At 62.3% G+C, this 26437-nt stretch carries 28 protein-coding genes and 2 tRNA genes; 14 read left to right on the top strand and 16 right to left on the bottom strand.

What is annotated here, in order from left to right:
- Positions 1-59 precede the first annotated feature (59 nt).
- The 13 genes from LGH82_RS06330 to LGH82_RS06270 all read right to left on the bottom strand — a co-directional run bounded on the left by LGH82_RS06330 (position 60) and on the right by LGH82_RS06270 (position 12668).
- Positions 60-824, bottom strand: a complete 765-nt coding sequence (locus LGH82_RS06330) for an ATP-binding cassette domain-containing protein (RefSeq protein ID WP_227347714.1) — start codon at positions 822-824, stop codon at positions 60-62.
- The gene (locus LGH82_RS06325) at positions 821-1822 is read right to left on the bottom strand and encodes an ABC transporter permease (RefSeq protein WP_227347713.1); all 1002 of its coding nucleotides are present in this window, start codon (positions 1820-1822) and stop codon (positions 821-823) included. The genes LGH82_RS06330 and LGH82_RS06325 overlap by 4 nt, the downstream gene beginning before the upstream one ends.
- Positions 1819-2808 (bottom strand): substrate-binding domain-containing protein, encoded by a 990-nt coding sequence (locus tag LGH82_RS06320; RefSeq protein WP_227347712.1) that lies wholly within the window; start codon positions 2806-2808, stop codon positions 1819-1821. Before LGH82_RS06320 ends, LGH82_RS06325 begins: the two co-directional genes overlap by 4 nt.
- A gap of 342 nt (positions 2809-3150) precedes the next feature.
- A complete protein-coding gene (locus LGH82_RS06315; protein WP_227347711.1) occupies positions 3151-4242 on the bottom strand; it encodes an ABC transporter ATP-binding protein in 1092 nt (363 codons plus the stop codon).
- Positions 4235-5269, bottom strand: a complete 1035-nt coding sequence (locus LGH82_RS06310) for an ROK family protein (RefSeq protein ID WP_227347710.1) — start codon at positions 5267-5269, stop codon at positions 4235-4237. The genes LGH82_RS06315 and LGH82_RS06310 overlap by 8 nt, the downstream gene beginning before the upstream one ends.
- The gene (locus tag LGH82_RS06305; RefSeq protein WP_227347709.1) at positions 5269-5991 is read right to left on the bottom strand and encodes a ribulose-phosphate 3-epimerase; all 723 of its coding nucleotides are present in this window, start codon (positions 5989-5991) and stop codon (positions 5269-5271) included. The genes LGH82_RS06310 and LGH82_RS06305 overlap by 1 nt, the downstream gene beginning before the upstream one ends.
- Positions 5988-6821 (bottom strand): alpha/beta fold hydrolase, encoded by an 834-nt coding sequence (locus LGH82_RS06300; RefSeq protein ID WP_227347708.1) that lies wholly within the window; start codon positions 6819-6821, stop codon positions 5988-5990. Before LGH82_RS06300 ends, LGH82_RS06305 begins: the two co-directional genes overlap by 4 nt.
- Positions 6821-7639 carry a sugar phosphate isomerase/epimerase family protein gene (locus LGH82_RS06295; RefSeq protein ID WP_227347707.1) on the bottom strand — a complete coding sequence of 273 codons (819 nt, stop codon included), beginning with the start codon at positions 7637-7639 and terminating at the stop codon, positions 6821-6823. Before LGH82_RS06295 ends, LGH82_RS06300 begins: the two co-directional genes overlap by 1 nt.
- Positions 7639-8715: a Gfo/Idh/MocA family protein gene (locus LGH82_RS06290; RefSeq protein ID WP_227347706.1), complete on the bottom strand. Its 1077-nt coding sequence runs from the start codon at positions 8713-8715 to the stop codon at positions 7639-7641. Before LGH82_RS06290 ends, LGH82_RS06295 begins: the two co-directional genes overlap by 1 nt.
- Positions 8716-8725: 10 nt before the next feature.
- Positions 8726-9547, bottom strand: a complete 822-nt coding sequence (locus tag LGH82_RS06285; RefSeq protein ID WP_227347705.1) for a sugar phosphate isomerase/epimerase family protein — start codon at positions 9545-9547, stop codon at positions 8726-8728.
- A 4-nt stretch (positions 9548-9551) separates the two neighbouring features.
- On the bottom strand, positions 9552-10388 hold the full coding sequence (locus LGH82_RS06280) for a carbohydrate ABC transporter permease (RefSeq protein WP_227347704.1): 837 nt from the start codon (positions 10386-10388) through the stop codon (positions 9552-9554).
- Positions 10385-11317: a carbohydrate ABC transporter permease gene (locus tag LGH82_RS06275; RefSeq protein WP_227347703.1), complete on the bottom strand. Its 933-nt coding sequence runs from the start codon at positions 11315-11317 to the stop codon at positions 10385-10387. The genes LGH82_RS06280 and LGH82_RS06275 overlap by 4 nt, the downstream gene beginning before the upstream one ends.
- Before the next feature lie 4 nt (positions 11318-11321).
- Positions 11322-12668: an ABC transporter substrate-binding protein gene (locus LGH82_RS06270; RefSeq protein ID WP_227347702.1), complete on the bottom strand. Its 1347-nt coding sequence runs from the start codon at positions 12666-12668 to the stop codon at positions 11322-11324.
- Between the two features lie 175 nt (positions 12669-12843).
- Here LGH82_RS06270 and LGH82_RS06265 point away from each other — a divergent pair, with 175 nt between their 5' ends.
- Together LGH82_RS06265 and LGH82_RS06260 are read left to right on the top strand one after the other, a co-directional pair.
- Positions 12844-13992 (top strand): Gfo/Idh/MocA family protein, encoded by a 1149-nt coding sequence (locus tag LGH82_RS06265; protein WP_227347701.1) that lies wholly within the window; start codon positions 12844-12846, stop codon positions 13990-13992.
- Positions 13993-14006: 14 nt separating this feature from the next.
- Entirely contained in the window at positions 14007-14981 is a 975-nt protein-coding gene (locus LGH82_RS06260; RefSeq protein WP_227347700.1) for an alpha/beta hydrolase, read from the top strand.
- Here the strand turns inward: LGH82_RS06260 and LGH82_RS06255 are convergent.
- On the bottom strand, positions 14969-15991 hold the full coding sequence (locus LGH82_RS06255) for a LacI family DNA-binding transcriptional regulator (protein ID WP_227347699.1): 1023 nt from the start codon (positions 15989-15991) through the stop codon (positions 14969-14971). The genes LGH82_RS06260 and LGH82_RS06255 overlap by 13 nt on opposite strands.
- Before the next feature lie 368 nt (positions 15992-16359).
- On the opposite strand from LGH82_RS06255, the gene LGH82_RS06250 reads away from it, so the two are divergent.
- Positions 16360-16433, top strand: a tRNA-Gly gene (locus LGH82_RS06250).
- Between the two features lie 228 nt (positions 16434-16661).
- Here LGH82_RS06250 and LGH82_RS06245 read toward each other — a convergent pair.
- On the bottom strand, positions 16662-17102 hold the full coding sequence (locus LGH82_RS06245) for a YidB family protein (protein ID WP_227347698.1): 441 nt from the start codon (positions 17100-17102) through the stop codon (positions 16662-16664).
- Between the two features lie 129 nt (positions 17103-17231).
- Between LGH82_RS06245 and LGH82_RS06240 the strand changes: the two genes are divergently transcribed.
- Positions 17232-17489, top strand: coding sequence for a GlsB/YeaQ/YmgE family stress response membrane protein (locus LGH82_RS06240; protein ID WP_227347697.1), 258 nt, complete (start codon positions 17232-17234; stop codon positions 17487-17489).
- A 126-nt stretch (positions 17490-17615) separates the two neighbouring features.
- On the opposite strand, the gene LGH82_RS06235 is transcribed toward LGH82_RS06240, so the two are convergent.
- Positions 17616-18503 (bottom strand): DMT family transporter, encoded by an 888-nt coding sequence (locus tag LGH82_RS06235; RefSeq protein WP_227347696.1) that lies wholly within the window; start codon positions 18501-18503, stop codon positions 17616-17618.
- Between the two features lie 269 nt (positions 18504-18772).
- Between LGH82_RS06235 and tuf the strand changes: the two genes are divergently transcribed.
- The 10 genes from tuf (at position 18773) to rplL (ending at position 26364) form a co-directional block, all read left to right on the top strand.
- Entirely contained in the window at positions 18773-19948 is a 1176-nt protein-coding gene (gene tuf / locus LGH82_RS06230) for an elongation factor Tu (protein WP_023723394.1), read from the top strand.
- Positions 19945-21777 carry a hypothetical protein gene (locus LGH82_RS06225; RefSeq protein WP_413771428.1) on the top strand — a complete coding sequence of 611 codons (1833 nt, stop codon included), beginning with the start codon at positions 19945-19947 and terminating at the stop codon, positions 21775-21777. Before tuf ends, LGH82_RS06225 begins: the two co-directional genes overlap by 4 nt.
- A gap of 140 nt (positions 21778-21917) precedes the next feature.
- A complete protein-coding gene (locus LGH82_RS06220; RefSeq protein WP_227347695.1) occupies positions 21918-22400 on the top strand; it encodes a group II truncated hemoglobin in 483 nt (160 codons plus the stop codon).
- A gap of 120 nt (positions 22401-22520) precedes the next feature.
- Positions 22521-22596: transfer RNA gene (locus tag LGH82_RS06215), tRNA-Trp, on the top strand.
- Between the two features lie 369 nt (positions 22597-22965).
- Complete coding sequence (gene secE / locus LGH82_RS06210) at positions 22966-23169, top strand: preprotein translocase subunit SecE (RefSeq protein WP_013531408.1); 204 nt, start codon at positions 22966-22968, stop codon at positions 23167-23169.
- Between the two features lie 27 nt (positions 23170-23196).
- Positions 23197-23724, top strand: a complete 528-nt coding sequence (gene nusG / locus LGH82_RS06205; protein WP_227347694.1) for a transcription termination/antitermination protein NusG — start codon at positions 23197-23199, stop codon at positions 23722-23724.
- A gap of 161 nt (positions 23725-23885) precedes the next feature.
- Positions 23886-24314 (top strand): 50S ribosomal protein L11, encoded by a 429-nt coding sequence (gene rplK, locus LGH82_RS06200; protein ID WP_227347693.1) that lies wholly within the window; start codon positions 23886-23888, stop codon positions 24312-24314.
- 4 nt (positions 24315-24318) lie between these two features.
- On the top strand, positions 24319-25017 hold the full coding sequence (gene rplA / locus LGH82_RS06195; protein WP_227347692.1) for a 50S ribosomal protein L1: 699 nt from the start codon (positions 24319-24321) through the stop codon (positions 25015-25017).
- Positions 25018-25413: 396 nt separating this feature from the next.
- Positions 25414-25932, top strand: a complete 519-nt coding sequence (rplJ, locus tag LGH82_RS06190) for a 50S ribosomal protein L10 (RefSeq protein WP_013531412.1) — start codon at positions 25414-25416, stop codon at positions 25930-25932.
- A gap of 54 nt (positions 25933-25986) precedes the next feature.
- Complete coding sequence (gene rplL, locus LGH82_RS06185) at positions 25987-26364, top strand: 50S ribosomal protein L7/L12 (RefSeq protein ID WP_027038853.1); 378 nt, start codon at positions 25987-25989, stop codon at positions 26362-26364.
- The last annotated feature ends 73 nt before the right edge of the window (positions 26365-26437 follow it).

The raw sequence follows: 26437 nt of genomic DNA, 5'->3' as shown, positions 1-26437 counted from the left end.
ACTCAATCGTTCGGTTGGCCAAGACCAACGTTCATTTGGCAAGGCGTCCGGCGTGGCCGTCAGGCCGCACCGGTGACGAGGGCAACGAGTTCGTTGCCGGTTGTTTCAGATGCGCGCACTGTCGCGGCCATGCGTCCGGCCCGCATCACCCAGATCTGGTCCGACAGGCGCCGGACCTGATCGAAATTGTGGCTGACCAGGATGACGCTGACCGATTGTTCGCGCAGGCGCCGGATCAGGGCCTCGACGTTGGCCGTCTCCTGCACGCCAAGTGCTGCCGTCGGCTCGTCCATCACCACCAGCTTGGCGCCGGAACCGACGGCGCGGCAGATCGAGATCGCCTGCCTCTGGCCGCCCGAAAGGCGCCGCACACGCTGGTTGATCGACGGCACATTGATCGACAGGCGCGACAGCATGGAGCGCGCCTCGCGTTTCATCGCCTTGCGGTCGAGGAATGCGAAGGGGCCGATCCTGCGTACGATCTCTCGGTTGAGGAAGAGGTTCTGGGCGACGGTCAGTTCGTCGATCAGCGCCAGGTTCTGGTGCACGGTTTCGATGCCGGCCTTGCGCGCCTCGTCGGGATTGGCGAAGGGCCGCGGCCGGCCATTGAAGAAGAGGTTGCCGGCGTCCGGCTGATGCACGCCGACCAGGCTGCGGATCAGGGAGGATTTGCCGGCGCCGTTGTCGCCGATCACGGCGGTAACTTCGCCGCGACGGGCCTGGAAGGCGACGTCGGTGAAGGCGCGGATGCCGCCGAAATGCTTGCTCAGTCCTTCGCAGGCGATGATCGCTTCCGAGGACGGGATGTGATTGACGGCGTTCATTTCTGGTACCGCATGATCAGCGCCGCCAGCACCACGATGGCGCCCACGGCGAGCGGTTGGTAGAAGGCCGAGACGCTGAGCAGCGTCAGCCCGTTGACGAGGGCGGTCAGCATCAGCGCGCCGATGGCTGGTCCAAGAATGCTGGCGCGGCCGCCGAACAGGCTGACGCCACCCAGCACCACCGCCGCCACCGAATTCAAGAGCAGGCTGGTGTTGATCAGGGGTTCGGCCGAACCGATGCGTGCCACTAGGAGCACCGCAGCGATGCCGGCGCAGAGGCCAGAGATCGTATAGGCGGCGATCTTGACCCGGTTTGTGCGGATGCCCAGTGCGCCGGCGCTTTCGGTCTGGCCGCCGGTCGCCAGCAGATGGACGCCGAAGCGCGTATGGTAGAGCACGATATGCGCCACGATGACGGCTGATATCGCCACCCAGACCGGATAGCCGAACGGACCGAAGGAACCGGACGCCAGCTTCAGCAGGAAGGTCGAACCGACCATGGTTGGTTCACCGCCCGACAGGATAAGGCCGAGCCCGGTGATCGCCGACAGCGTGCCGAGCGTCACCACGAAGTCGGGTATTTTCCCGGCTGTGATGATGACGCCGTTGAGGAATCCAACCGCGCTGGTGGCGAGGACCGCAGCCACGCAGGCGAGGAGGATACCCCAGCCGGCAGCGTTCACGAGCCCGAGGATGACAGCGCCCAGCATGACGGAGGCGGCCATCGAAAGATCAATGCCGGACGTCGCCACGACGAAGGTCTGGCCGATGGAGAGAACGACGAGGATCGCCGCTGCCAGCAACAGCGCCTGCAGATTGGCGACGCTGAGAAAGACCGGCTGGGCAATGCCGAACACGATGACGAGGCCAACGAGGCCGACGACGGATGCCCAGTCGGCCCAGAAGGAGGGATCGAGGAGGAGAGCCGCAAGGGAGGGACGACTCTCCTCCGCGCCCGCCGAATGGGCGGCGGGCGCGTTATCTGAAGGAGTGCTCACTTCAACATCTCGCGGAAGGGATCGGGATAGTCGCCGCCAGGACGCGGAAAGTTCTTCAATGAAGCGTCCGCATTGTCCTTGTTGATCAGCAGCACCGGGGCCGGCACGTTGGCGGGCAATTCCTTGCCCTTGGCGGCCACGGCGCAGGCCTCGACGCCCATGGCGCCGACGACATAGGGATATTGCGCGACGGTGGCGGAGAGTTCGCCAGCGGCAATCGATTTCAGTGCGTCGACGATGCCGTCGAGGCCGATCACCTTGACGTCCTTGCCGGAGGTCCGCACTGCGCGTTCGACGCCGAGCGCCATGATGTCGTTGGCGGCGAAGAATCCAGTGAGGTCCGGATGCGCGGCGAGGATGTCAGTGGCGGCGGTCAGTGCCTTCTCGCGATCCCAGTCGGCGCTGACCATCACCACGACTTCGAGCTTGCCTTCAACGGCCTGCTTGAAGCCCTTGATGCGAGCGTTGCTGCCGACATCGCCGACGATGCCCGCAATGATAGCGACCTTGGAGCCCTTCGGCACCAGCTTCAGCATTTCTTCGCCGGCCAGTGCACCGGCGGCAACATTGTCGGTGCCGATATAGGTCGAGACGGCGAAGCCGGCGGCCTTGGCCTGCGAGGCGTCGATGGTGCTGTCGATGTTGACGATCGGCTTCTTCTTCTGCGCGACGGGCACCAGCGCCTGGACGAGGTTGGAGACGCTGATCGGATTGACCAGGTAGCAATCGAAATCCTGCATGGCCATGGCTGTCAGGCGGTCGGCCTGTCCCGTGGCGTCGCCCATATTGGCGGCGGCCTGTACGGTGACATTGACGCCGTTGGCCTTGGCTTGCTCCTCGATACCCTTCTGCATGGTTTGGAAGAACGGGTTGTCGAGCCCCTTGACGATGGCCGCGACTTTCGCTGCGTCTTCGGCGAATGCCGGCCCTGAAGCCGTCATCGCAAACAGACTGGCGCTCACCGCCAGACAATTGAACAAGCGCATAGTTCTTCCTCCCGTTGTTGATTGTGTCTCGTTGATCGGTCTCAGGCAAAGGAAAGGCCTGCGCCGGACGTTGCGGCGCGAATCCAGCCAGTGATGACAGGCCGTCGTTAGGGCAGCGACAGTCATATGACTTGCCGGTTTCAAGCCCGCTTCGGGCCTCTTGATATCAGGCATTTCTCCTCCCAGAGCGCCGGCCAGTGCCTTGCCAGCATTTCCGCATGTTTCAGAAAAATTTAACACGCGTCAAGATTTAAAATGGTGTGCAGCGGTTTTTGATGTGCTGCAACGCAGCACGTCGGCTTGAATCATCGGCTTGGGTGAAGCGGGTTGTGGGCTCGCTGCTCAGTTCAAGCGAAGCGGCGCAAGAGCTGGGCCGTCCGTTCGAAACAGATGGCAGGCGGCTGGAGACATTTCGAGGCTGATTGGCTTGTGCAGCGGCGTCGTATCGCCGCCCTCGGCCTGAACCACCAGTGTCAGGTTCGGAGCGATTTCCACATGCAGGATGGTCAGGCTGCCCAGCCGCTCGGCCAGCACGGCTTGTCCGCGGAACTGTCCTTCGGCTGAGACGCTGAGATGTTCAGGACGCATGCCAAGCAGCACCTCGTCGCCGGATCTGGTCGCGCCGGCTTGAACCGGAACGGTCAGCACCTGCCCGTCCGGCAAGTTCACGGTTACACCGCCGGGACCGGTCGATGCGACCTTCAGCTTCAGCAAGTTCATCTTCGGCGAGCCGATGAAGCCGGCGACAAAGATGTTCGCCGGCCGGTTGTAGAGGTCGAGCGGCGAGCCGACCTGCTCGATGTGTCCGCCGTTCAGCACCACGATCTTGTCGGCCATGGTCATGGCTTCGGTCTGGTCGTGGGTGACATAGATCATCGTCGCGGCAAGCTGTTCGTGCAGCCGCATCAATTCGAGCCGCATGCTGACGCGCAGCGCCGCGTCGAGGTTGGACAGCGGTTCGTCGAACAGGAACACCTTTGGGTTGCGCACGATGGCACGGCCGATGGCAACGCGCTGGCGCTGGCCGCCCGAAAGCTCCTTCGGTCGGCGTTCGAGGAGGTGCGAAAGCTGCAGCACCTCGGCGGCCTCCTTCACCTTGCGTTCCTTCTCGCTGGCGGCAATGCCGGCGATCTTTAGCGCAAAGCCCATATTGTCGGCGACAGTCATGTGCGGATAGAGCGCGTAGGACTGGAACACCATGGCCAGCCCGCGCTCGGAAGGATCGATGTCGTTGGAGCGGACGCCGTCGATGAGAAGGTCGCCATGCGGAATTTTTTCGAGACCGGCGATCATGCGCAACAGCGTGGACTTGCCGCAACCGGAAGGGCCGACGAACACCACGAACTCGCGGTCCTCGACATCCAGGTCAATGCCTTTGATGACTTCAACCGACCCGTAGGATTTGCGCACGCCGCGCAGCTTGAGCTCAGCCATGGCTTGCCTCCCTGTCGGCACGTTCGGGCGTGCCATCGTTGTTTTCGTCGTGCGTCATGGCGAGCGGTGCGCCCGCTTCCCCCTCCCAGAGGATCAGGCTGGCCGCGCCGATCAGTCCGGCGCGAGCGCCAAGCTCTGCCCGCACGATCGGTACGTCGCGATAGGCGGGCATGGCCCGTTGCTCGACCGTCGTCCGGATCATGGGAGCCAGAAGGTCGAAGCCGTTGGCGAGGCCACCGCCCATCACGATCAGATCCGGCGAATAGAGGTGAAGCAGATTGGTGAAACCGATGCCCAGCCACTTCGCTTCCGCCTCCAGCAATTCAAGCGCGCGCCCGTCGCCGGCACGCGCGGCCTCGACGGCATGCTTGGCCGAAACATCGCCATTGGCTGAAAGGCGCCTCAGCGTCGAGCCGTCTCCTGGTGCCGTCAGTGCCGTGGCGCGTCGCCCCAATGCCGTTCCCGAGGCAACCGCCTCGAAGCAGCCTATGGCGCCACAAAAACAGCGCTCGCCTTCGCCGGTGATCGTCATGTGGCCGATCTCGGCGGCGAGCCCGCGGCGCCCGTGGTAGATATGGCCTTCGGCAACCACGCCGCCGCCGATGCCGGTGGATACGGTGACGAACACCATCGATCCGGTGCCACGGCCGGCGCCGAAGCGCCATTCGCCAAGGGCTGCCGCGTTGGCATCGTTTTCGAGCCGCACCGGCAGGCCGAAATGCTTGCCGAGAATGTCGATCAGCGGCACATCGTGCCAGCCGGCCAGGGTCGGCGGAGCGATGACAATTCCGGCCTTGGGATCGAGTGGTCCCGGGGCGCCGACGCCAATGCCAACAACCTCCGTCTGCGGCCGCTGTGCCAGAATGTCGGCCGCCAGCGTGATGATCTGGCCGATCACGGCTTCCGATCCCGCGATCGCCATCGTCGGCGCCGATGCATGGGCAACGACGCGGCCGCCACTCTCGACCAGCGCGCCGCGCAACTCGGTTCCGCCGAGATCAAAGGCGAGGGCGACCTTGTTTGCCATCAGGCAGCGACCTTCAGCCCGTGCAGCCAGGCCATACGCTCAGAAAGGTCGGGGTCGCCGAATGCCAGCGAACCGAGCACCACGGTCTCTGCACCGGCTGCGCGCAGGCGCGGCACGGTTTCATGACGGATGCCGCCATCCGCCGCCAGGACAATGTCGGCTTCGCGTCCGGCCTTTTTCATCAAGGCGCGTGCCTCGATCAGCCGAGGGCAGGCCTGCTCCGAAAGGCTTTGACCCTTGACGCCGATGGAGGTGCCCAGAAGTGTCACGAAAGCCACCTCGGGCAGGAAAGGCGTGACCGCGGCAACCGCCGTTTCGAGCCTGAGCACGACGCCGGCCTCGGCGCCGAGCTCGTGCGCCAGCCGCACGGCGCGCAGGCCGGCTTCAGCGTTCTCTGCATGGACACTGATAAGGTCGGCGCCGGCTTCGATGAACTGGCGCGTCTGTTCCTCGACGATTTCCGCCTCGACCATCAGATGCACGTGGATTGGCCTTGCGGTGAGCTTGGCGATCCGCGCAACCAGGTCTGGAAAGAACAGGAAGCCGGGCGTGAAACGGGCATCGGCGACGTCGATGTGATGCAGGTCGACGAAGGGATCTATGCGGTTGAGATCACGCTCCATATTGGCGAGATCGGCTGACCACAGCGAAAATTCGCCGAGCAGCCGGTTGCGCGGCAAGGCGGCGATGGCGGCGCGGCCGGACAGGGATTTGGTCGTCATGACGGAAGAAGGCTCCGAATGTTGAAGTGGACGTGTAGGAACGATGTGATTTGCGTATGCAGCTCGGCAAAGTGCCGGCCGCTGTCGAGTGACTTGGACGACACCTCGGCGAACACCGCGCCGGGAATGGCAGCGGCCAGCGTGTGTGCGGCCGACAGCGGATGCACCGCATCCAGGGCGTTGCCGATGATTAGCGTCGGAACGGTGAGTGCGGCGGCATCGTTGGCGGAAACGCCCGGTCCGTCGGCAGCGATATCGGCGAGGACTTCGGCGAATTGCGCGGCATCGGGACGGTCGAAATAACCCAGCAGCGAGACGAGATTGTCGGGCGCTTCCCGCCTGAACCGGGCCGCCGTTTGCGATTCCGCAAAGACCGCTTTTGCCCTTTCTGGTCCATGATCCAGGATGAGGTCCGCGACCTCGGCGATCGGCAGCATGTTCGCTGGCGCGCTGTCGAAGGTCCAGGCCGGCCTTATGAGCACGAGGCCGGTCACGCGATCCGGATGACGGCAGGCAAGGCGCATGGCAATCGCCGCGCCCATGGAGATGCCGCCGGCGACGAACCGTTCCACCCCCGCCTGATTGGCTGCGGCAAGAACATCGCCCGCGAACATGTCGAAGGAAAACGGGCGGCTTTTGCCAAGCGTGGACGCCCCGTGCCCACGGCATTCCAGCGTGATGCGCCGGCAGCCTGTGTTGCCGGGGAAAGTCTGGGTGACCTGCGCCTCGCCGCCGCCAAGGCCGTGCTGGAAGACGACCGCGAGCCCGTCGCCATTATCTGACATCCGGAGCGCGGCGTCGTCGCGAAGCAGGGTGGCCGCACGTGCCATCAGACCAGCCCCTTGAGGAACCGGGCGACGCCAGGCGCTTCACCCGCCGAAAGTCCGTGCGTGACCAGCGGCCCGTCGAAGCCGGTTGCCTTGAACCGCGAGACGAAATCCGCAAAGTCGACGACGCCCTGGCCAGCGGTGGCAAAGCGGCCGTCGGCGAAACGGTCCTTGGCATGGGCCATGGCGACGTGACCGGCCGTGCGTTCGACTGCCTCGGCGACGATGATGCGTGCCTGCTCGGCGTTCGCCTGTTCGAACAGGTTCGCCGGATCGAGCACGATACGAAGGTGTGTCGAGCCCATCTCGGCAATGAGACGCATCGCGTCGTCAGCCGACGTGACGATGTTGGCCTGTTCCGGTTCGATGCCGAGATCGACGCCGTGACGCTCGGCGAACTCCAGCGCCTTTGCCATTTCCACCGCCATGTCGGCCCAAGCCGAAGGATCGGCGTTGTCGGGATGATGAGCCCATTGGTCGTCGGCGTTGCGCGTTCCCGTGCACAGGGTAACCAGCGGAATGGAAAGTGCCGCTGCAGCCTCGATGATCACGGCAAGTCGTCGCAGGCCGTCGTCGCGCACCGCCTTGTCCGGGTGGGCCATGTTGTAGGTGCCCGAAAGCGCGACCAGGGCGATCCCCGAGGACTTCGCGGCCGCCGCGATGGCGCCGATGGCGTCGTCTGGAACCGCATCGGGCATCGATGGCAGCCCGGCGCAGGCGAGATTGAACTGGGTGACGGCAAACCCGGCGTCGCGGACCGCCGCCAGCACGCCGGCCGGTTCGCTTCCCGGAAAGGTCTTGGCGAACACCCCTATCCGCATCAGACCGCTCCCGTCACGGATGCGATCTCGACGCGCCGCCCGGTCTCGACCGAACGTGCGATCGCTACCATGGCTCGGATCGAGGCGAGCCCGTCCTCGACGTTGGCGCCACGCAGCGGCGCGCCGTCAAGCACGGTGTCGGCGAGGCCTTCGAGCTGCCGCCTGAAGAAATGGCCGTCGGCGCCAAGCGGCCTTCGCGACGTCGCGTCCTTCTCGTGAAAAATGTCGACCTCGCTTGCCCGGAAATACCAGGGGTTGAAGGTCTTCGCGATCACCGAGCCGTTCTCACCATAGAGCTGGAAACCTTCGTGCCAGTCCATCCGCACGGCAACGGTGAGGTCGAGATGGCCAAGCGCCCCATTGGCGAATTCCGTCTCGACGAACCAGCAATAGGCGCCGAAACGCTCGTTGAGGCGGGCACGGACCGCGACGATCTCGCCGCACAGGAAGCGCGCGGTGTCGACTAGATGCGAGCCATGCGCCAGCATGAAATATTGCCTGAGATCAGCCTTTGGATTGCCGGCCGGCTTGCGCGCCAGCTTGCTGGTGACGGGCAGCGGCTGGATCGCGTCGGTGTTGGTGTAGCGGTGAGTGGAGTCGCAGTACCAGGCCTTGAGCGCCAGGATTTCACCCATCTCGTCGCGCACGAAATCGCGCGCCGCTTCAAGCGCAGGGTCGAAGCGCTTCATGTGGCCGACCTGCAGCACCTTGCCGGAGCGCTTGACCGCATCGGCGAGCTTTTGACCCTCTTCGACCGACACGCCGATCGGCTTTTCGCACAGCACATGCTTGCCGGCTTCCAGAGCCTTGATCGACATCGGAACGTGATAGGCGTCCGAGGTGGCTACAATCACCGCCTCAAGCTCCGGGTCGGCCAGCATGGCATCATAGTCGCCATACATCTTCCGCGGTTCATAAGTCGCACCCATGCGCGCCAGCAGGTCGGGCGCGGCATCACAGATCGCATAGAGATCCGCATTCCCTGCTTTCACGCAGGATTCGAGATGGGCGAATTGCGCGATCGGGCCGCAGCCGAGCACACCGACACGAAGACGACGCTCTTGTTTCCGGATCATGGCTTCGTCCTCACGCGCCGTAGTTGCGCATGGCCTGTCGGTTGGTCTTGACCGCGGCGGCCGGATCGGCGGCCGCTGTCTCGGATTCCTCTTCCAGCACCAGCCAGCCGTTGAAGTTCGGTGCTGCGGCGGCGATCTTGATCACCGCTGGGGTGTCGCAGATGCCCTTGCCCAGCATCGCCCAGGTGCCAGCGGCATCGACATCCTTCAGGTGCACGTAGCGGATGCGGTCGCGGTAGGTGGTGAGCGTGTCCGCCATGTCGGCATGGCCGCGCAGGATGTGGCCGGTATCCGGCACCCAGCCGACCAGCGATGGATCGATCAGCCCGAAAATTCGGTCGTAGTCGGCGCGGTCGAACAGTAGCGTGTTGTGATGGGAGCTCGGATGAACAGCGACATCGACGCCCGCCTTGCGCCCCAGTTCGCCGGCCCTGTTGTAGAACTCGGCCGCGATGGCGAACTTGTCTTCGCGCGGGCCGTCGGACACGACAGTGGCCGAGCCGATGGAGACGAGCGCACCGGGAAATGCGGACGCGAAATCGATCCAGCGTTGTGCTGCTTCAAGATCGGCATTGATCCTGTCCTTCAGCGTAAAGCCGCTCTTGGAGCCGAAGGCGAAGGAGACGAGGGTGAGGCCGGACGACTTCAGTGCGGCGGCGAATTCCGAGGGCCTGTCGGCATAGCGGCCGATCATCGTGTCGGTGATCTCGATGCCGGCGTAACCGCCATTGGCGATCGCCTTCAGGAGATCGTCGGGACCGCCGGTAAAATGGTCTCCGAGCATCTCCCAGGTAAAGGTCTGGCAACCGACTTTCAGGTCTTTCTTGGTCATGCTTTCATTCCTTGATGCCGCCCTGCGTCAGTCCTTCGATGATGTGCCGCTGGAAGAAGAGTACCAGCACGATCAAGGGAACGGTGACGACCGCCGAAGCCGCGGCGATGTCGCCCCAGGGCACGTAATAGAGGTTGGTGAAATTGGCGATGCCGACGGGAATCGTCTGGTGGTCGATGTTTGAGGTGAAGGCGAGGGCGAACAGGAATTCGTTCCAGGCGGTGATGAAGGCGAGCAGGCCGGTCGTCACCAGGCTGGGCAACGACATCGGCAGGATGATGTGCCAGAGCAGGCCCAGAACGCTGACGCCGTCCATGCGCGCCGCCTCGTCGATCTCGCGCGGCAGCGTCTCGAAATAGCCGAACAGAACCCAGGTGACGAGCGGCAGCCCGAGCGCCAGATAGGTGATGATCAGCGCGGTGTAGGTGTCGAGCAGGCCGAGATTGCTCGCCACCAGGTAGAGCGGCCCGACCAGCGCGATCTGCGGGAACATCGACACCGAAAGGATGACCATCAGGATGCCGAAGCGGCCCTTGATGTTGAGCCGCGACAGCGCGAAGGCGGCCAGCGAGCCAACGAAGAGACACAGGAACGTCGTGGCCAGCGAGACCACCAGCGAGTTCCAGACATAGCGGTGCAGCTGCTTCTCGATGAAGGCGTTGTAGTAGTGCTCAAGCGTGAATGGCGAGGGGATCAGCGACGGCGAGCCCGAGGTCAGCGCCTTGTCGAGCTGGAACGACGTCGAGAACTGCCACAGGAACGGGCCGGCGGACCAGATCAGGATCAGCAAGGCACCGAGATAGATAGCGATGCTCTGCAGTGGCGAGCGCGTGTCGTTCATTGCGCTCTCCTGATCTGCCTGACGAGATAGAGGCAGAATGCCAGTGCGATGATGCCCTCGGTGACGAACATCGCCGTCGATACGGCCGAGCCATAGCCGAACTGCAATGTCGAGAAGAGCACCTTGTAGGACAGGGTGGACAACGTCTCGGTCGAGTCGGCGGGGCCGCCTCCGGTCAGCACATAGACAAGGTCGAAGACGCGAAAGGCATCGAGCGCGCGAAACAGGCCGGCGATCAGTAATGTTGGCATCAGCAGCGGCAGGCGGATGTACCAGAAGGTGATCCACCCCTTGGCGCCATCCATGCGCGCCGCCTCGATCAGCGAGTTGGGCACGGTCTGCAGGCCGGTCAGAAGCAGCAACGCCATGAATGGTGTGGTCTTCCAGACATCGGCGATGATGATGGTGGTCATCGCTGTTTGCGTGGAGCCATACCAGTTGACGTTCTGGTCGATCAGTCCGGCGTGCAGCAGGATGTAGTTGATGATGCCGTTCTGGCCGTCGAACAGCCAGCCGAACATCTTGGACGTGACGACGGTGGGCATCGCCCAGGGCACCAGCATGGCGGCGCGAACCAGGCCGCGGCCCTTGAAGGCCTCACACAGGATGAGCGCCATACCGAGGCCGATCACTGTTTCCAATGTCGTCGACGCCAGGGTGAACCACATGGTGTGCCACCATGCATTCCAGAACTGTGCGTCGCCCCACAGCTGCACATAGTTGGCAAAGCCCGAGAACTCGTGCTCCTGGGTGATCAGCGACGTGTTGGTGAGCGAGAGATAGAGCCCGTTGACGATCGGATAGAAGGACACCGACGCCAGCGACACCAATGCCGGCGTCAGCAGGAGCAGGGCCCAGAGGGTGCCCGGAAGCGCCTTGCCAAACCTCCGCGGCCGGCCGGTGCCAGAAACATCAACCGCCGCGGACATGGGTTCAGCCGACAATCTTGTTGATTTGCGCGGCCAGCGCATCCATCTCGGCCTGGACGTTGCCCGAGACCAGCGCCTTGGAGATGCCCGACTGCAAGGCAAGCGTCACCTTGGCGTATTCGGGTGTTATCGGCCGTGCGGTGGCGCCGGTGAACACCTTTTCGAGGCTCGCCATGAATGGCTGCTCGGCCTTGATCTTCTCGTCCTGGAAAAGCGCCGGGCGTGTCGGCGCAAGGCCGAAGTTCAAGGCGATGCGGTGCTGGGTCTCGCTCGACGACAGCCAGGTGAGCAGTTCTATCGCGGCTTCACGCTGCTTGGAGTTGGCGTTGACGCCGAGCTGGTAGCCGCCGAGGCAGGCCGAGCTCTTGCCGCCCGGGAACGACGGCAGTGGCGCGACGCCAACCTTGTCGACAACCTGCGATGCCTTGGCATCCTGGGCGATCGGGTAGACGTAGGACCAGTTGCGCATGAACATCGCCTTGCCTGAGGTGAACGGTTGGCGCGACGGCTCTTCATCCCAGGACAGCACATCCTGCGGGCTGATCTTCGTCGTTGCAATGGTGTCGTGCAGGAACTGGATCGCTTCCACCGCGCCTTTCTGGTTGATCAGCGACGATTTGCCGTCCGGCGCAAGGATGGCGCCATTGTTGGAGGTGATGATCTCGACCGCGTCGCAGACCAGGACCTCGGCCTGCTTGCCCTGCCAGAGATAGCCGAAGTCGATATCGCCGGCCTTCTGCGCGGCGGCGGCGATGGTGGCCATGTCCGCCCAGTTGTCCGGCACCTTGCCGCCATGCTTCTCCAGCACGTCCTTGCGGTAATAGAACATGCCCGAATCCATGAACCAGGGCAGGGCGGTGAGCTTGCCGCCATAGGTGCAGGCGTTGAGGGTTCCCTCGAAGTAAGCGCTCCGCTTGTCGGCTGGAAAATACTGGTCGAGCGGCAGTGCCCAGCCTGCCGCGGCAAAGCCGGCGATCCAGATCACGTCCTGGCTGAACACGTCGGGCGTACCGTTGCGGCGGGCCAACTGCTGGACGAGGCCCTGATAAACCTCGGTAGAGGAGCTTGGTGGCGGGAGTTCGATGTTCTTGACGAGAACGCGGTCCTGCGATTCGTTGAAGGCCTTGATCAGATCGCCAAAGGTTTCCTTGCCGAAGAAGGCGGCGCTGGCAAAACTGATTTCGGCGCGCGACTGGGCGCGAGCCTTGCGAACTCCCAGTCCCGTGGCCATGCCAAGAGTTGCCGCGCCCAAGAGGCCGGCACTTCCAATGAGAAACTGCCTGCGGTCCGCGATCGTGACGTGAGCAGCAGGCTTCGAGCCGGAAACCGGCCCTTTTTTCATGTCAGTCATTTTCTCCTCCTTGGGCTGGCAACCTCCCGATATTGTGCGCCAGCATGTTCGCATGTTCTATAAAAATTTTACGCGCGTCAAGATTTAAAATGCTGTATAGCGGCTTTCGAGCAAGGCCTGCTGCTTGTGCAGAGGCTCGGACAAGGCATCAGGACGTTTGGGAGGTAGGATAGAAATGCCCGCGAATTCAAAGGACAAGCTCGGCATCGGCGTCATCGGCTGCGGCAACATATCGATGACCTATCTGCGCAATGCGGCGCTCTTCGCCGGTGTGGAATTGCGGGCATGCGCCGACATTTCCACGGAACTGGCAGCCTTGCGTGCCAGCGAATATGGCATCCGTGCCGTCAGCGTGGATGCGCTTCTGGCTGATCCTGAGGTCGACCTTGTCCTCAACCTGACCATCCCGTCGGCGCATTTCGACGTTTCGGTTTCAGCGCTTTCGGCCGGAAAGCATGTCTTCACCGAAAAACCACTGGCGACTTCGGCCAGCGACGGACGCCGCCTTGTCGCCGAGGCCGCACAGCGCGGCCTGCTGCTGGGCTCCGCACCAGACACGTTCCTTGGCGCCGCCGGCCGGCGCGCGCGCCGGTTCGTGGAAGAAGGCGCGATCGGTCGCGCGGTGACCGGAACAGCCTTCATGATGGGGCGCGGCATGGAGCATTGGCATCCCAATCCGCAATTCTACTACCAGCCGGGCGGTGGGCCGGTCTTCGACATGGGCCCTTACTATCTGACGATGCTCGTCAATCTGCTTGGGCCGGTGGCTCGCGTCATGGCGATGGCGACGCGCGGCCAGGAAGAGCGCCTGATCACCGCCGAAGGTCCTTTCAATAACACCACTTTCAAGGTCGGCACGCCGACGAACATCCTGTCGCTGCTGGAGTTCCGCTCCGGCGCCACAGTCACCTTCGGCGCTTCCTGGGATGTGTTCAAGCATTCCAATCATCCGATCGAGCTTCACGGCACGGAAGGTTCGCTCAGGCTGCCCGACCCGGATACGTTCGGCGGCACGATTTCGCTGTCGGAGCGTGGCGCCGAATGGACGGAGTTCCGAAGCGAAAGCGAACTCTACGGCGCTGTTAACTGGCCCTACGCCGCGCCCGATCGCGCCAATTACCGCATGCTCGGCGTCGCCGATCTTGCGCGCGCACTGAAGACCGGAAGAAAGCCGCGCGCATCCGGCGATCTCGCCCTTCATGTGCTTGAGATCATGGAGGCAATTCTGGCCTCGGGCGAACACCGTGAATCCGTCGCGGTCAATGGAACGGTCGATCAGCCGCCGCTTCTCCAGGAGGATGAGGCGGCGAGCCTGCTTGCCTGAGAGGGGCGGTTTCCATGACGACGTCGCCTTTATCCCTGCTCGACCCCGAGGCCCGGCATGTCCTCGAACTCGGCCGGCAAGCGCCCGCGCCGCCGTTCGAGTCCGGCACACCGGAAGAGGCGCGCAGGGCCTATGACGAGGGATTTCCTGAACTTCAGGGCGCGCGCGAACCGGTGACCTCGCTCGCCGAGCGCACGATTGCGGGGCCCGGAGGGTCGCTGCCGCTCCGGATTTATCGCGGGAAGGGGGCGCCCACGGCCGGCGCCCCCGCACTGCTCTATCTGCATGGCGGCGGCTGGGTGATCGGCAACCTCGATTCGCATGACGAGATCTGCCGCTGGTTTGCCAAAATGGCTGGTTGCGTTGTGGTCTCTGCGGACTACCGGCTGGCACCTGAACACAAATTCCCCGCCGCCATCGAGGATTGCCGGGCGTCGCTATCGTTCATGCGGACCTGCGCTGATGATCTCGGCATCGACATTGGGCGGATCGCCGTCGCCGGCGACAGCGCCGGCGGCAATCTCGCCACGGTACTTTGCCTTCTCTGCCGTGAGGAAAAGAGCCCGCCAACCGCGCAACTCCTGTTCTATCCCAACACGGATGCTTCCCAGACAGCCGACAGTTACCGTCGCTTTGCCGACGGTTTCGGTCTGACGGCGTCGACAATGGCCTGGTTTCGCGATCACTATATTCGCGATCTCTCGGATATCCAGGATTGGCGCGTTTCGCCGCTGAGGGCTGCCAGTCTTGCCGGCGTCGCGCCGGCTTTTGTCGCGATCGCCGGTCATGACATCCTTGCCGATGAAGGCGAGGCTTATGCAAAGCGTCTGGAGGAGGCCGAGGTGCCCGTTGTCGTCAGGCGCTGGCCCGGCCAGATCCACGGCTTCGTCTCGATGGGACGCCATGGTCCTGCGGCGCGCGAGGCGGTGACCGCCGCCGTTGCCGCATGGCGCGCCTTCGATCCGGCTTTCGGGCGTCAGGCCGACTGACGCATGACCAGTGTCGAGTCGAGATTGACCTTCGGTGCGACCGCCGTCCCATCCTCGTTCAGCAGGGCCAGCAGCGTTTCCACGCTGCGCCCGGCCATCGAGGCGAAATCCTGGGCCATTGTGGTCAGCGCCGGGCATGTGTAGCGACTCAGCGGATGGTCGTCATGCGCCGCCACGCGCAGGTCGCAATCGCTTTTGCGCCCGACCTTGAGGCCATGGGAGTAGGCGGCCGCCATCACGCCGAAAGCGAGACGGTCGTTGTTGCACAGAATGGTCTTGCCCGGCAGGCCGCCATTGCCCAGCATTTTTTCCATCTGTTCGTAGCCGATCCGCTCGAAGTCCCACGTGTAGTCGTCGGTATTGCCGATGACGACGGGCTCCTGCCCGAGCCGCTTCATGGAACTCATATAGCTGTTCAGTCGCTCGGGAGAGTTATGGTTGACGTGCGGAATATCGAAATAGATCGGCGCGTCGCCGGAGCGGCAGAGATAGTCGACGATTGTCGAGACGCTCTGGCTGTTGTTGTTGCCGACGAACGGCGTTCCGCCTTCGAGATAAGTGTCGAAATAGACGACCGGTATGGCCTGCGTCAGCTTTTCCAGCGTGCGGTGGTCCGAGCGCACGCCGAGCGGCGCGATCAGGGCGCCGGAAACCTTCAGTGACAGGATGGTCCGCGTTGCCTCGACTTCGAGTTCTCGCGAGCCGTGCGAGGAGATCACGATCGGCCAGTAGCCCTCGTCGCGCAGTCTGAGCTCGATGCGGCTGACCATCTCCGAATAGAAGGGGTCGACGACCGTTGGCACCATGATGCCGATGCTGCGGGTTCGCTTGCGGTTCAGGTTCCGGGCAAACAGATTGGGCTGGTAGTCGGACGAGCGTAGCGCAACCTCGATCCGATGCCGTGTGGCAGGCTTGATGCTGGTCGGATCATCGAAATACTTTGAAAGGGTTGGCCGGGAGACGCCGCAGGAACGGGCAAACTCCTCCATCGTCTTGTGCGTCATCGGCATTCGATCCCTCGCATCATGGACTTCCGGTTCCTGGCTGTCCGTTAGCGCTGCCCCGCCAGCTACATACGTCTCGCCAGCGCGCAACCGCAAGGCGAAATTTTACAGAAAACTTTGTCACTTTTAACGCGTATCAGTAAATCATTGCATACGTAAATTTATTAATTGACATTGAAAATTGAAAGGCCGCGCTTCATCAAGCGACGCTAGCCTGGGATCCTTGGTGGTGCACGTGTGATAGGGCGGCGGCAAACCATATGCGGGCGGGCGGCTAGGCAGTTGCGGCATCTCGCCTTGGCGCATCAACAAGGGGATGTCGGATCGACCCTGCTTGACCTTGGCAACATCGTCGACTAGCTAGGGGGTCATACGCGGGTATGGTGAAATGGTATCACAAGAGCCTTCCAAGCTCCCGGTGCGGGTTCGATTCCCGCTACCCGCTCCAAAATTTCACGCCATCAAGCTGTAACGTTTAGGCGAACGCCAGTCGGCATTCCCTGTATGGTTTCTTGCGCCAGACGCGCAAAAGCTGCTTGCACGCGCCGTGTTCAGGGACAGCGCGCTTCCATGAATGGCGGCATGCTTTCATCGCCCCGAAAAGCAGCCCCGCTTTCGGACAGCAATTTCAACAGTTCAAGAACGTCTTTTGCATATCCACGTGGATGTGCGACGCTTAGCTGTTGAACAGGGAAGCGACCTGATGTTGTGGCGGCACCTGTCCGCCAGGCGTCAGCTTGTCAACGACGCCCGGCAAGGCAGCGGACAATTGCTTGAGCAATTCCTGCTCGTCCATTCCGGTCCGCTGCGCGATTTCGTGGATGACCTGCGGGCCCAGCGCGCTGCCCAGATCGCTGGGATTGATAGGCTGGTTCTGTCCGGTGCCGACCCATGAGTCGGCGACATTGCCGTGGCCGGCGTCCGTCAGCTTGCCGAGGAGGCCGCCCAGTCCGCCAAGCAGGCCGCCGTCGGCGGATGTTGTTCCGGCCGGTGCGGGGCTTTGCGGCTGTTCGGTGCTTCTGCCGCTTAGCATCTTTCCAACCATCAGAGCGCCAAGCGCGATCATCAGCGGCTTGGCGATATTGCCGCCGGGAACGGCGTTGTCAAAAAGTCCCATGGTGGATCCTCCATCTCAACCAAGCCCAACCCATCCTCGACAATGGCGCATTCGGGCGGAATTTCAAGCTGGCTTGAGCTTTTGACAATCATATGAAAATCTCTCCTAAGGGGGAATGGAGAGGAAAAAATGGGTATCATCAGCTGGATCATTCTCGGCGTCATAGCCGGATTCATAGGCAGCAAGATCGTCAACAAGACCGGCCAGGGCATGATAATGGATATCGTGCTCGGCATCGTCGGCGCCATTGTGGGCGGCCTGATCTTCAGTGCCTTTGGCGCGTCGGGCGTTACCGGCCTCAACATCTACAGCCTGATCGTCGCGGTGGTTGGTGCGGTGGTTGTGCTCTGGGCCTATCACCAGTTCGCCGGCAGTCGCACACTTTAGACGAAGGCAGGCCTATCTCGGATATTCGACTGTCGCCGGCAGCATTCGTCTGGCCGGCGACTGAAGCTATTGGCGGCCAACATTCCATCCGCGAGCGTGGCTATACACAGCCGCGCTTAACGGCAGCTAGGCCACGATGGTCAACCGGCGCCTGCGATGATCCAGCGTGACGATCGTCAGGCCGCTGCCGACAACCAGCAGGATGCCGCAGACCGCCAGCGCATTGGGGAATTGGCCGAACACCAGCAGGCCCGAAATGACCGCCCAGACGGTGAAGCAGTAGTAGAACGGCGCCACCGCGCTCGTCGGCCCCACGCGATAGGCCATGAAGATGAAGAAGTGGCCGAAGATCAGGAAGAACCCGGCGCCGGCCATCAACACCAGATGGCGCATCTCTGGCATGACCCAGTGCTCGGAAACCAGATGCGCGGCACCCGCGCCGATCAGCACCACAACAACGGCCGAAATCGCCACGATCATCCCTGGCACCTCTGCCGGGACCCGCCTGCCGGCGAGATCACGCGCGGCCGACAGCGCCGCGTTGCCCAGCGCCAGCAAGGCGTAGACCGAAATGCCCTCCATGGTCGGTTGTGCCACCATCAGCGCACCGATGAAGCCGAGCCCGATCAGTGCCATGCGTTGCCCGCCGATCCGCTCGCCAAACAGGATCGAGGAGCCGACAAGCATCAGCAGGGGCGTGATCTGGCCGAGGGCGGTGGAATCGGCGATCTGCATATTGGCGAGCGCCACCACGTAGCAAAGGATCGCTGCCAGCTCGAGCAGGTTTCGCTGCAGAACCCGTCTGTCGAGGATCAGCGGAATCTGCTTGCCCTGACCCAGCAGGAACAGCAGCGGAATGCCCCAGAGCGTTGCCGCCGCTCCGCGCAGAAACAAGACTTCGTAGGACGGCAGCCCTGCCGTGGCGAGCTTCATCATCGTGTCGTTGACTAGGTACGACCCGGTCGCAACGATCATGAACAGCGGGCCGCGAATGGTGATTGGGATGGAATGCATCGCGTCAGAAAATCAGAGCCGGGCCGCTGCTGCAATGGGTCAAATATCGGTTGCCGGTCCTGCTTAAGGACCATCTGGCCAACCCCTTTGCCGCCATTTGATTTCGGCGCGCGCGTTCCTATATACGCATCACATCCCGAAATCGGATCCGAGGTTCAGGCCGAGTGAGACAGCGCCCAGCCAAAAGACGCTTGTGTTTTTTGGCCTTTGTCGCTAATCGCCCCGCATTCGACTGAACTGAAGGTCCAGGCCGTCCAAGGAAAGAGACTATGGCAAAAGGTAAATTCGAGCGTAATAAGCCTCATGTGAACATTGGCACGATTGGCCACGTCGATCATGGCAAGACGTCGCTGACGGCTGCGATCACCAAGTATTTTGGCGAATACAAGCGCTATGACCAGATTGATGCGGCGCCCGAAGAGAAGGCACGCGGCATCACCATCTCGACGGCGCATGTCGAATACGAGACGGCTGCCCGCCACTATGCTCACGTCGACTGCCCCGGCCACGCCGACTATGTGAAGAACATGATCACCGGCGCGGCGCAGATGGACGGCGCGATCCTGGTTGTTTCGGCCGCCGACGGCCCGATGCCGCAGACCCGCGAGCACATCCTGCTCGCCCGTCAGGTCGGCGTGCCGTCGATCGTTGTGTTCCTGAACAAGGTCGACCAGGTCGACGACGCCGAGTTGCTCGAACTGGTTGAGCTCGAGGTTCGCGAACTGCTGTCGAAGAACGAGTTCCCCGGCGACGACATTCCGATCGTCAAGGGTTCGGCGCTTGCCGCTCTTGAAGATTCGAACAAGACGATCGGCGAGGACGCGATCCGCGAGCTGATGGCGGCGGTCGACGCCTACATCCCGACGCCGGTTCGTCCGCTCGACAAGCCGTTCCTGATGCCGATCGAAGACGTGTTCTCGATCTCGGGCCGCGGCACGGTTGTGACCGGTCGCGTCGAGCGCGGCATTGTCAAGGTCGGCGAGGAACTCGAGATCATCGGCATCCGTCCGACGACCAAGACGACCTGCACGGGCGTTGAAATGTTCCGCAAGCTGCTCGACCAGGGCCAGGCTGGCGACAACATCGGCGCGCTGCTGCGCGGCGTTGATCGTGAAGGCGTCGAGCGTGGCCAGGTTCTGGCGAAGCCCGGCACTGTGAAGCCGCACAAGAAGTTCGTGGCCGAAGCCTACATCCTGACCAAGGACGAAGGTGGCCGTCACACGCCGTTCTTCACCAACTACCGTCCGCAGTTCTATTTCCGCACGACGGACGTGACCGGTATCGTGTCGCTGCCGGAAGGCACCGAGATGGTGATGCCCGGCGACAACATCACGGTCGATGTCGAGCTGATCGTGCCGATCGCCATGGAAGAGAAGCTGCGCTTCGCTATCCGTGAAGGCGGCCGCACCGTCGGTGCCGGCATCGTCGTCACCATCAAGGAGTGATCGACGCCGGCATCAGCCGGATCGAATGCGAAAGGGCGGTCCTCGGGCCGCCCTTTTTCTTCTTCACGGGCCGAAGTGCGGATCGCAAAGACCTGTTGCAACCACCTGCGTCGCAGCTAGTATGGGTTGTATCTCGGGGGCTTGCACAAGTGGTTCCACGGCACCGTTTGCACGACCGGCCTTGGTGGTCGCCAGCGTTTGTTTTCCTGGTGATGTTGCTTGCAATGGGCAACGCCGCCTTGGCCGCACAGACCGCGCCCGTGGCGGATCTTGGCCCGCCGATGCGGTTCATGATTGTCCGCAGCGATGCGTCGGGTTGTGAGCCGACCTGTCCCGAATGGATATCGGCCCAGGGCACGATAGGGCACGACACCCCGGCGCTGTTCAAACGTATGCTGAAGACCCTTGGCGCACGAAAGCTGCCGATCGTTGTCACGTCTCCCGGCGGTAGTGTCGACGCGGCGTTGATCCTTGGTCGAATGATCCGGCAGAACAAGCTCGACATCGGTGTTGGAAAGACCAGGTTCAGCGGCTGTCTGCCCGTTGATGAGAATTGCAAGCCGAATGACGGGAAGGGCGCCCGCTATTTCGGCACTGCATACGTCTACGGCGCCTTCTGCAATTCCGCCTGCCCGTTGATGCTTGCCGGTGGCATCCGGCGTTTCGTCGGCGAATGGGCCTATCTGGGCGTCCATCAGATCACCACGACCTTTACCCGGACAAAACTCCAGTACCGGACGACCTATCGCGTCGTTAGCGGCAGGAAGAAGATCCTCAGTACAAAAATCGTCAGCAGGAAGAACGCTGGCTCCTACAAGACCTACGAGATGAGCAAGGTGGAGGAGAAAAAGCTGGCGGCCTATCTGAAGGAGATGGGCGTCGGCCAACTCGTGCTGGAGACGATGAAGGACACGCCGGCCAGTTCCATCCACCGGCTGGCTCCGCAGGACATGCTTCAGATGACCCTCGTTACCAGCCCGGATTCGGTAGACCGGCTGACCTGGGCAAGCGTATGCAAGGACAATCCGGTGCCAGCGAATTGCAGGGAAGTGCCGGTGTCGGCACAGAAAGCGCCCCAGCCTGCCAATGTGGTGGCAGCTGAAGCCAAGCCTGCCGCTACCGCACCGGCCGAGCCCGTGGCCATCCATAAGGTCGATGGCGCCGAGATGCGCTTCGTGCTTGTTCGAGGCAAGAACCTGCTCTGCGACCCTGATTGCCCCGAATGGATCTCCGCGGAAGGCACGATTACCACGCAGACACCGGACAAACTGCGGCAACTGCTTGATACAATCGGGGGTCGGCGACTGCCTGTCGTGCTGAACTCGCCCGGAGGCGACCTGCCTGGCGCCATGGCCGCCGGAAGACTGATCCGCGAACGTAAGCTCGACGTGGCCGTGGCACGGACGGATTTCATCGGATGTGGACCGGAGAAGGCGGGTTGCGTGGCCGAGGGTGGCGCTTATGTCGGACTCACGAATGATGAGTTGGGCGAATGCGATGCGGCCTGTCCGATCCTGCTTGCAGGCGGTGTCAGGCGTCTTGTCGGCCCTCGCGCCGGCCTAGGCGTGCAATCCCTAGGAATGGAGGAGAAGGTCGGGGCCTACCTCGAAGACATGGCTGTTGGGCCTGGCCTGTTTGCCGCGATACGGCTTAATTCGAGCCAACGGGTGCTTGATCCGAGCACGGCTCTGAGAATCGGGCTGACGACCGGATCTCAATCGGCGGATGAACTGACGGGAGCTTCCATCTGCAAATCGAAACCGGAGCCGGAAAATTGCAGTGTGGTGTCGGCCACTAAGCTCCAGGCCGCTACGCCCGCCAAATCGTGAGACATCGATGGCAGCAGGCTTGTAGCCGCACGTAAGGCAGTCGATCCGAACTGGCCATCGGGGCAGGTTGAGCGAGGCTGTGTATTTCCGTTACCGTCGCAGGTGACTGTCAGATTGATCAGCCTAGGAACATGGTCCAAATGAGCCAGGGCGTCCCGACATTGTATGAATGGGCCGGTGGCCTTGAGGCGTTGAACCGCCTGACGGAGACCTTCTACGACAAGGTGCTTCGCGACCCGATTGTCGGGCCGGTGTTCAAGCATATGGCGCCGGATCATCCCGCGCATGTCGCGGCTTTTATCGGCGAGGTCTTTGGCGGCCCGAAGACCTACAGCGAAAAGCATGGCGGCCACCGCGAGATGGTCATGCATCACCTGGGCAAGCATCTGACGGAGGAGCAGCGCCGCCGTTGGATCAATCTGCTGATCGATGCCGCCGACTCAGTCGGCTTGCCGGACGATCCGGAATTTCGCTCGGCATTCACAGCCTATATCGAATGGGGATCGCGCCTTGCCAAGATGAATTCCAATCTCGGCGAAACCTGTGATCCGGCTACGGAGCCGATGCCGGCTTGGGGCTGGGGCGTACCCGGCGGGCCGTACCAGCCGCCGAGTGGTGGATGATGGGACCGTGCTGTATTTCAAAGCCCTTCTGCTTTTCCCCCGACCATCGCTGCAGAGCACTCTTTACAGAACACGCGGAAGCTTTTAGGAAGCGCCTGCCGCATTGATGCGCGGCGTGATACGGGCATAGCTCAGTTGGTAGAGCGGCGGTCTCCAAAACCGCAGGTCGTAGGTTCGAGCCCTGCTGCCCGTGCCATTTTTCGAAATGGCCAATTCACGAAAACACGACTCTCCCGCGGCCGGCCGTTGAAAATCGGCGACCCGCTTGCCATATTAGGCCGACTGAGGCATAACAGCCTGATAGCCGGGACGGGACGACTGGATGGTTCCGAGGCGGCGTTTGGTCATAAAGCGGACACTTGCCACTTGCGTGGATCAAGAATCGGTTTTATGTAGACGAAACAGACACGCGACGCGTGGAGCTGGGAAACCGGCTTTACGCGTCTGATTTGCATGGGCGGAATGGTTGCGCTGATTCGGCGTAAGCTCAAACCCAGGCGGCACGTCCCGGCCAGCGGGATCATCCAGGAGATCCGGCCAACGGATCTTGAAGACAGAGCGGCATATGGCGTCGAAAACCACAAATCCTTTCGTCTTTCTCCAGCAGGTCCGCGCGGAGACCGCCAAGGTGACTTGGCCGTCGCGGCGCGAGACGATGATCTCGACGGTGATGGTTCTGGCCTTCGCTGTGATTGCGATGATCTTTTTCTTCACCGCCGATCAGCTCATGGGCCTTGCGGTCGAACAGATTCTGGGCATCGGACGCTAAGTCCGGCGATTACGGAGAAGTCTTGAAATGACCGCGCGCTGGTACATCGTCCACGCCTATTCGAACTTTGAAAAAAAGGTCGCCGAAGACATCATCAACAAGGCCAAGCAGAAGGGCCTGTCCGCTGACATCGAGCAGATCGTCGTGCCGACCGAAAAGGTGGTCGAGGTTCGTCGCGGCCGCAAGGTCGATGCGGAGCGCAAGTTCTTCCCGGGCTACGTGATGCTGAAGGCAAACCTGACCGATGCGGTTTTCTCGCTCGTCAAGAATACGCCGAAAGTCACCGGTTTCCTGGGCGACTCGAAGCCTGTGCCGATCACGGAAGCCGAGGCGCAGCGCATCCTGAACCAGGTGCAGGAAGGCGTCGAGCGGCCGAAGCCTTCGGTCACGTTCGAGATTGGCGAGGCGATCCGCGTTTCGGATGGTCCTTTCGCGTCGTTCAACGGCTTCGTCCAGGAAGTGGACGAGGAGCGTGCGCGGCTCAAGGTGGAAGTTTCGATCTTCGGGCGCGCCGTGCCTGTCGATCTGGAATTCGGACAGGTCGAAAAAGGCTGATCCGGAATCCTGGGCGCCCATCGGGCGATCAGGGGAGGCGGCGTGGAAGCGCGTGGCCTTGAGAACGGTGGGAGACGAGTGCGGCTTTAGCCGGCCGCATGGATCGAACCACCAGACTGCAACCGCCGGCGATGCCGGCATGAGAAGAGGCAGGAAAAGAGATGGCTAAGAAAATTGCAGGCCAGCTCAAGCTCCAGGTTAAAGCGGGATCGGCAACGCCGTCTCCGCCGATCGGCCCGGCGCTTGGTCAGCGTGGCATCAACATCATGGAATTCTGCAAGGCGTTCAACGCGCAGACCCAGGAAATGGAAAAGGGATCGCCGGTCCCCGTCGTCATCACCTACTATCAGGACAAGTCGTTCACCTTCGTCATGAAGACGGCTCCGGTGAGCTACTTCCTCAAGAAGGCGGCGAATCTGACGGCTGGTTCCAAGGAGCCGGGCAAGATCAAGGCTGGCACCGTTTCGCGCGACAAGGTCCGCGAGATCGCCACCGCCAAGATGAAGGATCTGAACGCAAACGACGTCGAGGCGGCCATGCGCATGGTCGAGGGCTCCGCCCGCTCGATGGGTCTGGAAGTGGTGGGCTAAGATCATGGCAAAGATTGCAAAGCGTGTATCGAAGACCCGCGAAGGCATTGATCCCAACAAGGCTTATGCCTTGGGTGATGCGCTGAAGCTGCTCAAGGATCGTTCGTCGGTGAAGTTCGACGAGACCATTGAAGTCGCGATGAACCTCGGCGTCGACCCGCGTCATGCCGATCAGATGGTTCGCGGCGTGGTCAATCTGCCGAACGGCACTGGCCGCACCGTCCGCGTCGCCGTGTTCGCACGCGGTGACAAGGCCGAGGAAGCCAAGGCCGCGGGTGCCGACATCGTTGGTGCCGAGGATCTGGTCGACATCGTCCAGAAGGGCACGATCGACTTCGATCGCTGCATCGCCACGCCGGACATGATGCCGCTCGTCGGCCGTCTGGGCAAGGTGCTCGGCCCGCGCGGCATGATGCCGAACCCGAAAGTCGGCACCGTGACCACCGACGTCGCCGCCGCCGTGAAGGCGTCCAAGGGCGGCGCTGTCGAGTTCCGCGTCGAGAAGGCGGGCATCGTGCACGCCGGGGTCGGCAAGGTCTCGTTCGACGTCAAGGCCCTGGAAGAAAACGTCCGCGCCTTCGCCGATGCCGTGACCAAGGCAAAGCCGGCTGGCGCCAAGGGCAACTACGTCAAGAAGGTGTCGGTCACCTCGACGATGGGCCCGGGCCTCAAGCTCGACGTTTCGACGCTCACCGCGTCCTGATGCGATCAATTTGGATCGGCCCGCGACAGGGCTGATCCGCAAAGAATTCCGGGCCTCTGATTTGTTTTGGGGTCCGGTGCCGGAAGTCGAAAGGCTTCCGGACATCCTGTCCGAGATTGCAGGCGGCCCAAAAGCCTTAATTCATGTGGGCCTGCATGAGACGGGTGAAGACCCGACAACGGAGCGACTGCTCCAATGAAAGGTTCGAACCGTGTTTGCCTTTTGTCTGCGCATTGCCCGGCTTGCCGGATGATGTGGCGAAAGGGGGCAGGATCCTCGAGCGTCGTTCGGGAGATCCGTTACTGGATGGCCCGGCCGACAAAAGGCAACCAGACGCCTATCCTCGTGAATGGGAATGTTCCCGTTAACAGGATTGGGGTCAACTGGAGATAGGCAGTGGACAGAGCGGAAAAACGCGAACTCGTCACGGGCCTGAACGGTGCGTTCTCGAACGCAGGTTCAGTGGTCGTGGCCCACTACGCCGGTATCACCGTCGCGCAAATGAACGACCTTCGGTCGAAGATGCGCGCCGCCGGTGGCACCGTCAAAGTCGCGAAGAACCGTCTCGCCAAAATCGCTCTTCAGGGCACGGACTCCGCATCGATCATCGAGCTGTTCAAGGGACAGACGCTGATTGCTTATTCGGAGGATCCGATTGCGGCGCCGAAGGTCGCGTCCGATTTCGCCAAGGGAAATGACAAGCTTGTCATTCTCGGCGGCGCAATGGGCACCACCTCGCTCAACGCCGACGGTGTGAAGGCACTCGCCACACTTCCGTCGCTCGACGAGCTGCGCGCCAGGCTGGTTGGCATGATCGCCACGCCGGCAACTCGGATCGCCCAGATCGTCAATGCGCCAGCGGCTTCGGTCGCGCGCGTCATCGGCGCTTACGCCCGGAAGGACGAGGCGGCATGAGGCCGTTCCTCGCTATCACAAACACACGTTCGAACCTTATGAAGGAATACCACAATGGCTGATCTCGCAAAGATCGTAGACGACCTTTCGAAGCTGACCGTCCTCGAGGCGGCCGAGCTGTCGAAGCTTCTGGAAGAAAAGTGGGGCGTTTCCGCCGCTGCTCCGGTGGCTGTTGCCGCCGCTGGCGGTGGTGCTGCTGCCGCTGCTCCGGTCGAGGAAAAGACGGAATTCGACGTCGTCCTCACCGAAGCTGGCGCTCAGAAGATCAACGTCATCAAGGAAGTTCGCGCCATCACCGGTCTTGGCCTCAAGGAAGCCAAGGATCTGGTCGAGGCGGCTCCGAAGCCGGTCAAGGAAGCCGTTTCCAAGGCCGACGCGGACAAGTTCAAGGCTCAGCTGGAAGCAGCCGGCGCCAAGGTCGAACTTAAGTAAGCGTTTTGATTGTTTGGCGGGCGGCCTCGCGCCGTCCGCCACTCCTTTCGTGTGAAGGGAGGACGCGTAACGC

This window comes from Mesorhizobium sp. PAMC28654, from assembly GCF_020616515.1.
Taxonomy (GTDB): Bacteria; Pseudomonadota; Alphaproteobacteria; order Rhizobiales; family Rhizobiaceae; genus Mesorhizobium.
This window is presented reverse-complemented; position numbering and strand designations above follow the sequence as displayed.